Origin of the sequence: Nocardiopsis sp. TNDT3, from assembly GCF_003427465.1 — a bacterium.
Taxonomy (GTDB): Bacteria; Actinomycetota; Actinomycetes; order Streptosporangiales; family Streptosporangiaceae; genus Nocardiopsis; species Nocardiopsis dassonvillei.
Genome location: NZ_QPFC01000299.1, coordinates 1 through 12,072, shown reverse-complemented (window position 1 = coordinate 12,072; position 12,072 = coordinate 1). Strand labels below are relative to the sequence as shown.

Here is a 12,072-nt window from a genome sequence, read left to right as displayed (position 1 = left end):
GGGGCCGGGGCGGGCCGCGGGGCCCGCCCCGGACCCCGTCAGAGCCCGAGCCGGATCCGGACGACCCCGGTGCCGCCCAGGTCCAGCCACACGCTGTCGGGGGTGCGCACCAGCCGCAGGACCAGGGTCCGGCACCGCGGGCAGCTCGCCACCAGGCCGGGCCCGTCCGTCGTCACGTACAGCTCGGCGAAGGTCCCGCACGCCCCGCACACCGAGCAGCGGCGCTCGGCCGAGGTCAGGTCCACGGACATGATCTCCGACAGCGGTCCGGCCAGCACGTTGGCGTCCATGTGCTCCGGTTCCCTCATCCGCCACCTCCACCCGAGCCGAAACGCTCGGTACGCACCCGCCGGGGGTCGTGCCCCAGCGCCACCAGGGCGTCGGCCGCCGTCTCCACGAAGCCGGTGGGCCCGCACACGAAGCACACCGGCGCGAACTCGGCGGGGAAGCCGTGGGTGTTGAGTTCGGCCACGCCCAGCCGTCCCGGCCCCCGGACCGCGCCCTCGGGCGCGCGGCGCGTGTAGGCCAGGAACACGTCGACCCCTCCGTCGCCCGGCCGGTGCGCGCCCAGCTCCCCCCGGTAGTAACGGTCCTCGGGGGTGCGCAGCGAGTACAGCACCCGGAACAGGGCCCGGCCGCCCGTCCGGCGCCGCTCGCGCACCATCGCCATCAGCGGGACCACGCCCGAGCCGCCGCCCACCAGGACCACCGGGTCGGGCGACGCGGCGTCCCACACGAACCAGCCGCCCAGCGGACCGCGGACCTCCACCCGGTCGCCCGGCGCGAACACGTCCACCAGGTAGGGGGAGACCTCCCCGCCCTCCACCCGCTGCACGGTCAGCTCGACGCGCTCGCCGTCCGCGGCCGAGGCGATCGAGTAGCCGCGCTGGGCGGTGTAGCCGTCCTCGGCGGTCAGGCGCACGTCCACGTGCTGGCCCGGCCGGTGCCCGGGCCACCCCGGCACCTCCAGGACCAGGGTCCTGGCGCTCGCGGTCTCCCACCGGTCGGCCACCAGTTCGGCGGGCCGCCAGGCCGCCATCAGTCGCCCTGGTAGCGCTGTTCGCGCCACGGGTCGCCGTAGTCGTGGTACCCGGCCTGCTCCCAGAACCCGGGCTCGTCCTCGTCGAGCAGCCGCAGCCCGCGCACCCACTTGGCCGACTTCCAGAAGTACAGGTGCGGGACCAGCAGCCGGGCGGGCCCGCCGTGCTCGGGGGCCAGCGGTTCCCCGCCGAAGCTGTGCACCACCCAGGCCCGGCCGTCGGTGAGGTCCTGGAGCGGCAGGTTGGCGGTGTAGCCGCCGTGGCTGACCGCCAGGGCGTACTCGGCCGCGGTCTCCACGTCCTCCAGGAGGGTGTCCACGCTGACGCCCGCCCAGTCGGTGTCCAGCTTGGACCAGCGGGTGACGCAGTGGATGTCCACGCGGGGCCGTTCCTGGGGCAGGTCCAGGAACTCGTCCCACGTCCAGGAACGCGTGCCGCCCGCCTCGTCGGCGATCGCGAAGGTCCATTCGGCCGTGTCCACGTGCGGTGTGGGACCGGCCGACAGGACGGGGAAGTCGTGGGTCTCGTACTGCCCCGGGGGCACACGCGAGGGGTCGCCTCCCCTGCGCCCCTGGAAACCCCTGCTCACCACGTTCATGGCGCTCCTCCTCTCCGGTGCCTGGCGCCCTGTCTACCCGGCGGCGGGTCAGCGCAGGGCATGACCGGCGCCAAATCCCGGGATGGGCCGTCGGGGCACGGCGGGCGGGAGCGCCCGGTACCGGAGGAGCACGCGGGTACGGGGGAACGGCGGCCGGAACCGGCTCGGGGCGAACGCTCAGTCGGGCTCGGCGGCGGGGACCGTCAGGGCGGCCCGGCCCATCTCCAGCAGCAGCCGCGCCATGTGCCGCCGCGACAGCTCGCCCCGGCTGTGCGGGGTGGAGTTGAGCAGCCCGAACACGGCGTGCACGGCGGCGCGCAGGACGGTGGCCGAGGCGTCGGGGCGCAGCTCGCCGAGCACCCCCACCCACTGCTCGACGTAGCCGCGCTGGAGGCGGCGCACCCGGCGCCGGTCGGCGTCGGTGAGGTTGCCCAGCTCCCGGTCGTGCACCGTGATCAGGTCGGGCTCGTCCAGGGCGAAGGCGATGTGCCCGCGCAGCAGGGCCTCCAGCGCCTCCTCGGCGCCCGACGCCCTCGCCACCAGCTCGCCGCCCTGGCGCGCCAGGCGTTCGCTGATGTCCACCAGCACCGCGCCGAGCAGCGCCTGCTTGCCGCGGAAGTGGCGGTACAGGGCGGGCCCTGTCGTGCCGACGGCGCGGCCGAGGTCGTCGATGGACACCCCCCGGTAACCGTGCTCGGCGAAGAGCCGCGCCGCCGCGCCCAGGAGCGCCGTGCGCCGCTCGCCCGCGGGTCTGGCCCCCATCCGGTCTCCTCCCCTCCCCCGGTGCCGCTCCGGGCCCTGGACACCCATGTTAGTAGTCACTAACATCCCAGATGTTAGTGAGCATTAACACCCCTCCACGAGAGGACACCATGAGCAGGGCACCTGTGCTCGGCACGGCGGTGGACACCGCCGGGCCCGCGTTCGCCGCCAACGACGCGGCGAACCGCGCCCTCGCCCTGGAGCTGCGCGAGCGGATCGCCACCGCGGCCCTGGGCGGCCCGGAGAGGACCCGGACACGGCACGTCGAGCGGGGCAAACTCCTGCCGCGCGACCGCGTGGACCTCCTCCTGGACCCCGGCTCCCCCTTCCTGGAGATCGCCCCCCTGGCCGCGTACGGGCTCTACGGCGCGGACGGACAGGACGCCCCCGGCGCCGGGATGATCGCGGGCGTGGGCCGGGTCATGGGCCGCCCGACGGTCGTGGTCGCCAACGACGCCACGGTCAAGGGCGGCAGCTACTACCCCATGACCGTCAAGAAGCACCTGCGCGCCCAGGAGGTGGCGCTGCACAACCGGCTTCCGTGCGTCTACCTCGCCGACTCCGGGGGCGCGTTCCTGCCCATGCAGGACGACGTCTTCCCCGACCGCGAGCACTTCGGCCGGATCTTCTACAACCAGGCCACGATGTCGCGGATGGGCATCCCGCAGATCGCCGCGGTGCTGGGCTCGTGCACGGCGGGCGGCGCCTACGTCCCGGCGATGAGCGACGAGGCGGTCATCGTGCGCGAGCAGGGCACGATCTTCCTGGGCGGCCCGCCGCTGGTCAAGGCGGCCACCGGCGAGGTCGTCACCGCCGAGGAGCTGGGCGGCGGCGACCTGCACTCGCGGGTGTCGGGGGTCACCGACCACCTGGCCGACGACGACGCGCACGCCCTCACCCTCGTCCGGCGCATCGCCGACACCCTCGGCCCGCCCGGGCCGCCCGCGTGGGAGGTGCGCGAGCCCCGTCCCCCGGCGCTGGACCCCGGGGAGCTGTACGGGGTGGTGCCCGCCGACACGCGCACCCCCTACGACGTGCGCGAGGTCATCGGCCGGATCGTGGACGGCAGCGAGTTCACCGAGTTCAAGGCCGAGTACGGCACGACCCTGGTCACCGGGTTCGCGCACCTGCACGGCCACCCGGTCGGGATCGTCGCCAACAACGGCATCCTGTTCGCCGAGTCCGCGCTCAAGGGCGCCCACTTCATCGAGTTGTGCGACCGGCGCGGCGTGCCGCTGGTCTTCCTCCAGAACATCTCCGGGTTCATGGTCGGACGGGACTACGAGGCGGGCGGCATCGCCAAACACGGGGCGAAGATGGTCACCGCCGTGGCCTGCGCCCGCGTCCCCAAGTTCACCGTGGTCGTGGGCGGGTCCTTCGGCGCGGGCAACTACAGCATGTGCGGGCGGGCCTACTCGCCCCGGTTCCTGTGGATGTGGCCCAACGCGCGCATCTCGGTGATGGGCGGGGAACAGGCCGCCTCGGTGCTCTCCACCGTCCGCCGCGACCAGATGGCCGCGCGCGGGCAGGAGTGGTCCGCCGAGGACGAGGAGGCCTTCAAGGCGCCCGTGCGCGACCAGTACGAGGAGCAGGGCAGCCCGTACTACTCCACCGCGCGGTTGTGGGACGACGGCGTCATCGACCCCGCCGACACCCGCGACGTGCTCGCCATGGCCCTGTCCGCCGCCCGCCACGCCCCGCTGGAGCCGGTGGGCTACGGCGTCTTCCGGATGTGAGGAACCCTTGACCACAACGCCACGCACCAACCCGGGCGTCCGCGGGCCCGCGCGCATCATGGTCGCCAACCGGGGCGAGATCGCGCTGCGCGTCATGCGCACCCTGCGCCGCATGGGCATCAGCCCGGCCACCGTGTACACCGACGCCGACGCGAACGCCCCGCACACCCTCGCCGCCGACCTGGCGCTGCGGGTGGAGCACTACCTGGACGCCGAGGCGATCGTCGCCCTGGCCCTGGACTGCGGCGCCACCGGCGTGCACCCCGGCTACGGCTTCCTGTCCGAGAACGCCGGCTTCGCGCGCGCCTGCACCGACGCCGGACTGGTCTTCGTGGGCCCCCCTGCCTCGGCGATCGAGGCCATGGGCGACAAGATCCGCGCGAAGGACACCGTGGCCGCCGCGGGCGTGCCCGTCCTGGGCGGGTTCACCGAGAAGCCCGGGCGGCCCCTGGGCGACGACGAACTCCTGCGCGCGGCCGAGGAGACCGGCTACCCGCTGCTCATCAAGCCCTCCGCCGGGGGCGGCGGCAAGGGCATGCGGTCCGTGCACTCCCCCGACGACCTGGTGGCCGGTGCCGCCGCCGCCCGGCGCGAGGCCCTGGCCTCCTTCGGCGACTCCACCCTGCTGGTGGAGCGGCTGGTGGAGCGGCCCCGCCACATCGAGGTGCAGGTCATGGCCGACGCCCACGGCAACGTCCTGCACCTGGGCGAGCGCGAGTGCAGCCTCCAGCGCCGCCACCAGAAGGTGGTGGAGGAGGCGCCCTCCCCGCTGCTCACCGACGCCCAGCGCGCCACCATGGGCGAGGCCGCCGTGGCCGCCGCCCGCTCGTGCGGGTACGTGGGAGCGGGCACGGTGGAGTTCATCGCCGAGGCGGGGCGGAGCGGCGACCTGTCGTTCTCGTTCCTGGAGATGAACACCCGCCTGCAGGTCGAGCACCCGGTCACCGAGGAGGTCGTCGCGGTGCGCGGCGAGCGCGGCGTGGACCTGGTGGAACTCCAGGTGCGGGTGGCCTACGGGGAGGAGCTGCCCTTCGCCCAGTCCGACGTGTCCTGGGTCGGGCACGCCGTGGAGTCGCGGATCTACGCCGAGGACGCCGACCGCGGGTTCCTGCCCACCGGCGGGCCGATCCTGTCCCTCGCCGAACCCCGGGGGCACGAGGTCCGGGTGGACTCGGGCATCGCCGAGGGAGGGCGGATCACCTCGGACTTCGACCCGATGCTCGCCAAGGTGATCACCTGGGGCGCGGACCGCGCCGAGGCCCTGAACAGGATGGACTCCGCGCTGGCCTCCTACCAGCTGTTGGGCTGCGTGACCAACACCGCCTACCTGCGCCGGCTGCTGCGCCACCCGCGTGTGGTCGCCGGGGACCTGAGCACCGACCTCATCGCCTCCGACCCGCCCGCACCGGCTCCCGAGCGGACGCTCGACGAGGTGTACGCGGCCGCGGCCCTGGACCAGCAGCTCGACCTGGAGACGGAGCCGGGCGCCGACCGCTTCGCCGTGCCGGACGGCTGGCGGATGGGCGGCCCCGCCTGGACCCCGTGGCGGCTGCGGCTCTCCGGGCGCGAGGCCGTCGCGGTCCGGGTGCGCCGCGACGGGGAGCCCGGGCGCTACCTGGTGAGCGTGGCGGAGGGGGAACCCGTCGCGTTCGGGGCCCGGCGCTCCGCCGACGGCACCCGGCTCACCGTCACCGACGGCTACGCCACCCGCACCTACGCGCGCGCCGACGACCCCGGCACCGCGCACCGCTGGCTGGGCTCGGGCGGCGCCGCCTGGAGCCTGCACGAGGAGCCCGTCGCGGCCGCGCTGCGCGAGGACGACGCCGCCGCCGACGGGACCGTGCGCAGCCCCATGCCCGGCACGGTGCTCTCCGTCGCCGTGCGGGTGGGGCAGACGGTGAGCGCGGGGACCCCGCTCGCCGTCGTGGAGGCCATGAAGATGGAGCACTCCGTCACCTCACCCGTCGACGGGACCGTCGCGGCCGTGGCGGTGCGCCCCGGCGCGTCCGTGCCCATGGACGCCGTCCTGGTCACCGTCGAACCCGTTCCGAACGCGTCCGCCGACACCCCGTCGGACGCGCCCTCCCCCGCCACCAGCGAGGAGTCGCACGCATGAACCGTCACCAGCTCTCGACCGAGCACGCCGACCTGCGGGCCGCCGTGGAGGAGTTCGCCCGCGAAGAGGTCGCCCCGGTCATCGGCGACTACTACGAGCGGGAGGCCTTCCCGTACGAGATCGTCGCCAAGATGGGCCGGATGGGCCTGTTCGGGCTGCCCTTCCCCGAGGAGCACGGGGGCATGGGCGGCGACTACTTCGCCCTGTGCCTGGCCCTGGAGGAGTTGGCCCGGGTGGACTCCTCGGTGGCGATCACCCTGGAGGCCGGGGTGTCGCTGGGCGCGATGCCGATCTTCCGGTTCGGCACCGAGGACCAGAAGAAGGCGTACCTGCCGCGGCTGACCTCGGGTGAGGCGCTGGGCGCGTTCGGGCTCACCGAGCCCGGCGGCGGGTCCGACGCGGGCGCCACCAGGACCACGGCCCGCCTGGAGGACGGCCAGTGGGTGGTCGACGGGACCAAGTCCTTCATCACCAACTCGGGCACCGACATCACCGCGCTGGTGACCGTCACCGCCGTGACCGGGCGCCGGGAGGACGGGCGGCCGGAGATCTCCTCGATCCTGGTGCCCGCGGGCACGCCGGGCTTCTCCGTGGGCCAGAAGTACTCCAAGGTGGGGTGGAACGCCTCCGACACCAACGAGCTGGTCTTCGAGGACTGCCGGGTGCCCGAGGCGAACCTGGTCGGTGAGCGCGGGCGCGGGTACGCCCAGTTCCTGCGGATCCTGGACGAGGGCCGCATCGCCATCGCGGCGCTGTCGGTGGGCCTGGCGCAGGGCTGCGTGGACGAGAGCGTGCGCTACGCCCACGAGCGGCACGCCTTCGGCAGCGCGATCGGCACCTACCAGGCGATCCAGTTCAAGATCGCGGAGATGGAGGCGCGTGCGCACACCGCGCGGCTGGCCTACTACGACGCGGCCTCGCGCATGCTGGCGGGTGAGCCCTTCAAGAAGGAGGCGGCGGTCGCCAAGCTGGTGGCCTCCAACGCGGCCATGGACAACGCGCGGGACGCCACACAGGTGTTCGGCGGGTACGGGTTCATGAACGACTACCCCGTGGGCCGCTTCTACCGGGACGCCAAGATCCTGGAGGTGGGCGAGGGCACCAGCGAGGTGCAGAAGATGCTCATCGCCCGCGAGCTGGGCCTGCCCGCCTAGGCGGTCCCCGGGAGCGCCGCGGCCGCGATCGGCCCGCGAGGGGCGGTCGCGGCACGGACGGGGCGAACGGTGGCCGGTTCCGGACATCCCTCACCCTCCGTGTGCGCCGCATGACCGCGCACCGTCGGGGCCGCGGGGGCGGGAAGGGCCGCGCGGCAGGCGAAGGAGGGTCCCAGAGCCGCGCGGAGGAAGGCGTTCGCGCAGGTGGTGACCGGACGGGGACGCACGGTGACGGTGGCGCCGCGTCCGTTCGGGGTAGACCGTGGGCGGACACCGCGAGGCCGCGAACCCCCAGCGTCACCGCGAAACAACAACAAGGGGTGACAAGCACCCGAAATCAACACAGAATGGATCCGTACGGCCAGCGCGGGTCCCCGACTTTCCCGACCCGGCCAGCTCAGGATGGGCTCTTCGCGGCCCACGGCCACCTCACATCCCCCAGCCGGAGGAGACATGGAAGGCGCCCTGTCTGTGATCGCGCTGGTCGCCGTCGTCATGTCGGCCGGCACGATCGCGGTCGCCGCGCACTTCCGCAAGGAACGCTCCACCGAGCTGCGCGGATGGGCGCGTGAACGCGGGTGGACCTACACCGAACAGCTCCCCAGCCCGTTGGGGGACGCCGTACTCCCCCGTGCCGCCCTCGGGCCGCACCCGCGCGCACAGCACGTGCTCACCGGCCGCCGGGGCCAGCACCTGGTCGTCGCCTTCGAGCAGACCCACACGGCGGGCAGGGGCACGGAGCGGATCCGCCGCGTCCACCGCGTGGTGGCCGTGCGCACCCCCGGACCCAACGCCGAACTACAGATACTGCGCAGGTGGGACCCGGACGCCTCCGACGACGACTTCGCCGGCGCCTTCCACGCGACGGGCAACGATCCCGCGTTCACCGGGGCCGTGCTCGACAACGTGGTCACCAAGTGGCTGCTGACCGATCCCAGGTCCCGTTCCCTTCCCGTACGCTTCAGCGGGGACTACGTCCTCACGTGGGCGGCCATGCGGCTGGATCCCGACCGGGCCGTGACCGCCGCCGACTACCTGATCGCCCTCGTGGAGCGGATCCCCGCCGAGGCCTGGAAACGGCGCGCCCCCGGCCGCTGAGCGGCCTCACGCGCACGTCCGGGCACCCGGACCCGCCCGTGAGGCGGATAAAATTCGCCTTGCCCCCGTAGCAACAAGGAGTACCGCCCTCATGAGTGACCCCAACGCGACGCACCGCATCTCGCGCGCGGACCTGTTCCGCGACGACGAGGAGGAGACGACCGCCCCGGACCCCAACGCGACCGCGCGCATCTCCCGTGCGGACCTGTTCCGCGACGAGGAGGAGTTCCAGGCGCCCGGCGAGCGGCGCTGACCCGAGACGGCGGAGCGCCCACCCGGTCATCCCGGATGGGCGCTCCTCTCGCGTGCGCTTCGGGCGTCAGCGACGCTCGCGGACGGCGGCGACGATCTCGGCCACCGCCTCGTCCAGCGGCACGCCGTTGTTCTGCGAGCCGTCCCGGTAGCGGAAGGACACCGCGTTCTTGCTGACGTCCTCGTCACCGGCCAGCAGCATGAAGGGCACCTTCTGCTTCTGGGCGTTGCGGATCTTCTTCTGCATGCGGTCGTCGCTGGCGTCCACCTCGACGCGGATGCCCTCCGCGCGCAGCCTGGCGGCGAGCTCGCGCAGGTAGGGCACGTGCTCGTCGGCGATGGGGATGCCGACCGCCTGCACCGGCGCCAGCCAGGCCGGGAACGCGCCCGCGTAGTGCTCCAGCAGGACGGCGAAGAAGCGCTCGATGGAGCCGAACAGGGCGCGGTGGATCACCACCGGACGCTGGCGCGAGCCGTCGGCCGCGGTGTACTCCAGGTCGAAGCGTTCGGGCATGTTGAAGTCCACCTGGATGGTGGACATCTGCCAGGTGCGGCCGATGGCGTCCTTGGCCTGCACCGAGATCTTGGGGCCGTAGAAGGCGGCGCCCGCCGGGTCCAGGACCAGCTCCAGTCCCTGCTTCTGCGCGGCCTCGCGCAGGATCTCGGTGGCCTCCTCCCAGACCTCGTCGGTACCGACGTACTTCTCCGGGTCCTTGGTGGACAGCTCCAGGTAGAAGTCGTCCAGGCCGTAGTCGCGCAGCAGGTCGAGCACGAAGGTCAGCAGCGAGTCGAGCTCGTCCGCCATCTGCTCCTTGGTGCAGTAGATGTGGGAGTCGTCCTGGGTGAAGCCGCGGGCGCGGGTCAGGCCGTGCACCACGCCCGACTTCTCGTACCGGTACACGGTGCCGAACTCGAACAGGCGCAGCGGCAGCTCACGGTAGGAGCGCCCGCGCGCGTCGAAGATCAGGTGGTGCATCGGGCAGTTCATCGGCTTGAGGTAGTAGTCCTGGCCGCCGTCGAGCTGCATGGGGGGGTACATCCCGTCCGCGTACCAGTCCAGGTGCCCCGACTTCTCGAACAGGGTGCCCTTGGTGGCGTGCGGGGTGTAGACGAACTCGTAGCCGTCCTCCTCGTGCCGCCGCCGCGAGTAGTCCTCCATGACCCGGCGGACCGTGCCGCCCTTGGGGTGGAAGACCGCCAGGCCCGAGCCGATCTCGTCCGGGATGGAGAACAGGTCCAGCTCGGAGCCGAGCTTGCGGTGGTCGCGCTTCTCCGCCTCCTCCAGGAAGGTCAGGTGGTCCTTGAGGGCCTCCTTGCTCTCCCAGGCGGTGCCGTAGACGCGCTGCAGCTGCGGGTTGGTCTCCTTGCCGCGCCAGTAGGCGGCGGCGGTGCGCATGAGCTTGAACGCCGGGATGACGCGGGTGGTGGGCAGGTGCGGCCCGCGGCACAGGTCCTTCCAGCACAGCTCGCCGGTGCGCGGGTGGACGTTGTCGTAGATGGTGAGCTCACCGGCGCCCACCTCCACACCGGCGCCCTCGGCGGCCTCGGTGGCGCCGCCCTTGAGCCCGATCAGCTCCAGCTTGTAGGGCTCGGTGGCCAACTCGGCGCGGGCCTCCTCGTCCGAGACGACGCGGCGGTCGAAGCGCTGCCCCTGCTTGACGATCTGCTGCATCTTCTTCTCGATGCTCTTCAGGTCGGCGGGGGTGAAGGGCTCGGCGACGTCGAAGTCGTAGTAGAAGCCGTTCTCCACGGGCGGGCCGATGCCCAGCTTGGCCTCGGGGAAGAGCTCCTGGACGGCCTGGGCCAGCACGTGCGCGGTGGAGTGGCGCAGGATCGCCCGCCCCTCCTCGGAGTCGATGGCGATCGGCTCGACGGTGTCGCCCTCGTGCAGCTCCCGGGCGAGGTCGCGCGGTTCGCCGTTGACCAGCGCCGCGATGACGGTCCTGCCGTCGGCCTCCAGAGCCTGGCCCGCCGTAGTGTTCGCCGCCACCGCACGCGGGGTTCCGGCGAGGGTGATGTGCAGCTCAGGCGCGGCGGACACGGTGACTCCTAGGAAGACGTGGATGATGTCGAACGCGGACCGGCCGCTGTGCGCGGCCGGGCGTGTACTCCCTCCTGATGCTAGCGGCTCCGGGGCGGGGCCGCCCCGGTTGTCCACAGGCCGCGCGACCACGCTGGCGGCGCGGCGGACGTGGTGGGACGGTGGGGTTCCGGTGCCGCGGACCCGGGGTCCGGCCGGGGATTCGGTCAGGGATTCGGACTCTTCAGGGCGTACCCGCGTGAACCGCCCACAGGCGGGGCAGGGGACCAGACAGGGGCTGATCTGTCATGGAACGTCACCTTTCGTGGGGCTGTCCACACCCTTACGAAAGGCCATTGATCCCACTGTCAGGATCGGTGAGAATCAACAGATGCCCTGGCCATCGCCCCCAGTCGACCCGAATGCATCCACTCGCTTCGACCGAATACTGTGAGCGCATGTCACCGAGCCCCACCAACGACCAGCCGGCCCCGGAGACATCCCCCACCCGCCGCACCCGCGCGCGCAGGTGGCGGCGGATGCGAGCGCGGCTGCGCCTCTTCCGCAGGCGCATGCACACGCACCCCGCGCTGCGCCTGCCCTGGAGCGTGCTCGTGGGGACCGTCGGCGTCGTCGTGATCCTGGCCGGGTTGCTCATGATGGTCGTTCCGGGCCCGGGCCTGGCCTCGGTCATCCTGGGGCTGGTCATCCTCAGCACGGAGTTCCGGTGGGCGCAGAAGGTGGTGCGGCCCGCCCAGGTGTGGTTCCACCGCGCCGAGCGGTACGGGATGCGCCTGAAGGATGAGTTCTTCCGGCGTCTGCGCGAGCGCAGGGCGGTGCGGCGCGGACACCCGCTGCCGGACACCCCGTCCGACTAGGCCCCTCTGGAGTCGACCGGCCCCCGCCGACCACGGCCGCGGACCGCCGGAGCACCCGCGCGAACGGGACGGGACCCAGCACGAAAGAGGCAGCGCCCCGCACGAACGAAAAACGGCCCCACCGGGGTACCTACCCCCGAGTGGGACCGTCTCAGAGCCGTGTGGGCGATACTGGACTCGAACCAGTGACCTCGTCGGTGTGAACGACGCGCTCTAGCCAACTGAGCTAATCGCCCTGAGCTTCCTGCCTGCCCGCCCTGTCGGCCGGACAAGTAAGACTCTAGCGCACGTTCGGGGGTGCTCGACGCACACGGAAGCCCTCGGCGGACCCCGTTCCATGTGATGGAGGTCACTTTAACCTTTCGAGGGGTTCGCGGGAGTGTCCGCACCCGCCCCCGATCCCCGCAGTGATAAGGAG

Annotated in this window: 11 protein-coding genes and 1 tRNA gene; 6 read left to right on the top strand and 6 right to left on the bottom strand. The window is 72.7% G+C overall.

Annotated features, from left to right (window positions below; all coding sequences use genetic code 11):
* Nucleotides 1-38: 38 nt before the first annotated feature.
* The 4 genes from DQW06_RS08110 to DQW06_RS08095 all read right to left on the bottom strand — a co-directional run bounded on the left by DQW06_RS08110 (nucleotide 39) and on the right by DQW06_RS08095 (nucleotide 2,400).
* The gene (locus DQW06_RS08110) at nucleotides 39-308 is read right to left on the bottom strand and encodes a DUF6510 family protein (protein WP_013154273.1); all 270 of its coding nucleotides are present in this window, start codon (nucleotides 306-308) and stop codon (nucleotides 39-41) included.
* Nucleotides 305-1,039 carry a ferredoxin reductase gene (locus tag DQW06_RS08105; protein ID WP_071622497.1) on the bottom strand — a complete coding sequence of 245 codons (735 nt, stop codon included), beginning with the start codon at nucleotides 1,037-1,039 and terminating at the stop codon, nucleotides 305-307. The genes DQW06_RS08110 and DQW06_RS08105 overlap by 4 nt, the downstream gene beginning before the upstream one ends.
* On the bottom strand, nucleotides 1,039-1,638 hold the full coding sequence (locus DQW06_RS08100; protein ID WP_117198233.1) for a sulfite oxidase-like oxidoreductase: 600 nt from the start codon (nucleotides 1,636-1,638) through the stop codon (nucleotides 1,039-1,041). The genes DQW06_RS08105 and DQW06_RS08100 overlap by 1 nt, the downstream gene beginning before the upstream one ends.
* A gap of 177 nt (nucleotides 1,639-1,815) precedes the next feature.
* Nucleotides 1,816-2,400 (bottom strand): TetR/AcrR family transcriptional regulator, encoded by a 585-nt coding sequence (locus tag DQW06_RS08095; RefSeq protein WP_013154276.1) that lies wholly within the window; start codon nucleotides 2,398-2,400, stop codon nucleotides 1,816-1,818.
* A 110-nt stretch (nucleotides 2,401-2,510) separates the two neighbouring features.
* Here DQW06_RS08095 and DQW06_RS08090 point away from each other — a divergent pair, with 110 nt between their 5' ends.
* The 5 genes from DQW06_RS08090 to DQW06_RS29180 all read left to right on the top strand — a co-directional run bounded on the left by DQW06_RS08090 (nucleotide 2,511) and on the right by DQW06_RS29180 (nucleotide 8,757).
* Nucleotides 2,511-4,136 carry a carboxyl transferase domain-containing protein gene (locus tag DQW06_RS08090; protein ID WP_013154277.1) on the top strand — a complete coding sequence of 542 codons (1,626 nt, stop codon included), beginning with the start codon at nucleotides 2,511-2,513 and terminating at the stop codon, nucleotides 4,134-4,136.
* A gap of 7 nt (nucleotides 4,137-4,143) precedes the next feature.
* Nucleotides 4,144-6,252 (top strand): biotin carboxylase N-terminal domain-containing protein, encoded by a 2,109-nt coding sequence (locus DQW06_RS08085; RefSeq protein WP_117198232.1) that lies wholly within the window; start codon nucleotides 4,144-4,146, stop codon nucleotides 6,250-6,252.
* Nucleotides 6,249-7,406, top strand: coding sequence for an acyl-CoA dehydrogenase family protein (locus DQW06_RS08080; protein ID WP_013154279.1), 1,158 nt, complete (start codon nucleotides 6,249-6,251; stop codon nucleotides 7,404-7,406). The genes DQW06_RS08085 and DQW06_RS08080 overlap by 4 nt, the downstream gene beginning before the upstream one ends.
* 453 nt (nucleotides 7,407-7,859) lie before the next feature.
* Nucleotides 7,860-8,504 (top strand): hypothetical protein, encoded by a 645-nt coding sequence (locus tag DQW06_RS08075; protein ID WP_013154280.1) that lies wholly within the window; start codon nucleotides 7,860-7,862, stop codon nucleotides 8,502-8,504.
* A 91-nt stretch (nucleotides 8,505-8,595) separates the two neighbouring features.
* Nucleotides 8,596-8,757, top strand: coding sequence for a hypothetical protein (locus DQW06_RS29180; protein WP_013154281.1), 162 nt, complete (start codon nucleotides 8,596-8,598; stop codon nucleotides 8,755-8,757).
* 66 nt (nucleotides 8,758-8,823) lie between these two features.
* On the opposite strand, the gene thrS is transcribed toward DQW06_RS29180, so the two are convergent.
* Complete coding sequence (thrS, locus tag DQW06_RS08070; RefSeq protein ID WP_013154282.1) at nucleotides 8,824-10,797, bottom strand: threonine--tRNA ligase; 1,974 nt, start codon at nucleotides 10,795-10,797, stop codon at nucleotides 8,824-8,826.
* A gap of 518 nt (nucleotides 10,798-11,315) precedes the next feature.
* On the opposite strand from thrS, the gene DQW06_RS08065 reads away from it, so the two are divergent.
* Nucleotides 11,316-11,654, top strand: a complete 339-nt coding sequence (locus DQW06_RS08065) for a PGPGW domain-containing protein (protein WP_071623251.1) — start codon at nucleotides 11,316-11,318, stop codon at nucleotides 11,652-11,654.
* A 162-nt stretch (nucleotides 11,655-11,816) separates the two neighbouring features.
* Here DQW06_RS08065 and DQW06_RS08060 read toward each other — a convergent pair.
* Nucleotides 11,817-11,890: transfer RNA gene (locus DQW06_RS08060), tRNA-Val, on the bottom strand.
* Between the last annotated feature and the right edge of the window lie 182 nt (nucleotides 11,891-12,072).

What these genes read in the sequence shown, in the direction of transcription:
- DQW06_RS08090 (WP_013154277.1), top strand. Translation starts at nt 2,511, where the DNA reads ATGAGCAGGGCACCTGTGCTCGGCACGGCGGTGGACACCGCCGGGCCC.
- DQW06_RS08105 (WP_071622497.1), bottom strand. Translation starts at nt 1,039, where the DNA reads ATGGCGGCCTGGCGGCCCGCCGAACTGGTGGCCGACCGGTGGGAGACC.
- DQW06_RS08080 (WP_013154279.1), top strand. Translation starts at nt 6,249, where the DNA reads ATGAACCGTCACCAGCTCTCGACCGAGCACGCCGACCTGCGGGCCGCC.
- DQW06_RS08110 (WP_013154273.1), bottom strand. Translation starts at nt 308, where the DNA reads ATGAGGGAACCGGAGCACATGGACGCCAACGTGCTGGCCGGACCGCTG.
- DQW06_RS29180 (WP_013154281.1), top strand. Translation starts at nt 8,596, where the DNA reads ATGAGTGACCCCAACGCGACGCACCGCATCTCGCGCGCGGACCTGTTC.
- DQW06_RS08100 (WP_117198233.1), bottom strand. Translation starts at nt 1,638, where the DNA reads ATGAACGTGGTGAGCAGGGGTTTCCAGGGGCGCAGGGGAGGCGACCCC.
- DQW06_RS08075 (WP_013154280.1), top strand. Translation starts at nt 7,860, where the DNA reads ATGGAAGGCGCCCTGTCTGTGATCGCGCTGGTCGCCGTCGTCATGTCG.
- DQW06_RS08095 (WP_013154276.1), bottom strand. Translation starts at nt 2,400, where the DNA reads ATGGGGGCCAGACCCGCGGGCGAGCGGCGCACGGCGCTCCTGGGCGCG.
- DQW06_RS08065 (WP_071623251.1), top strand. Translation starts at nt 11,316, where the DNA reads ATGCGAGCGCGGCTGCGCCTCTTCCGCAGGCGCATGCACACGCACCCC.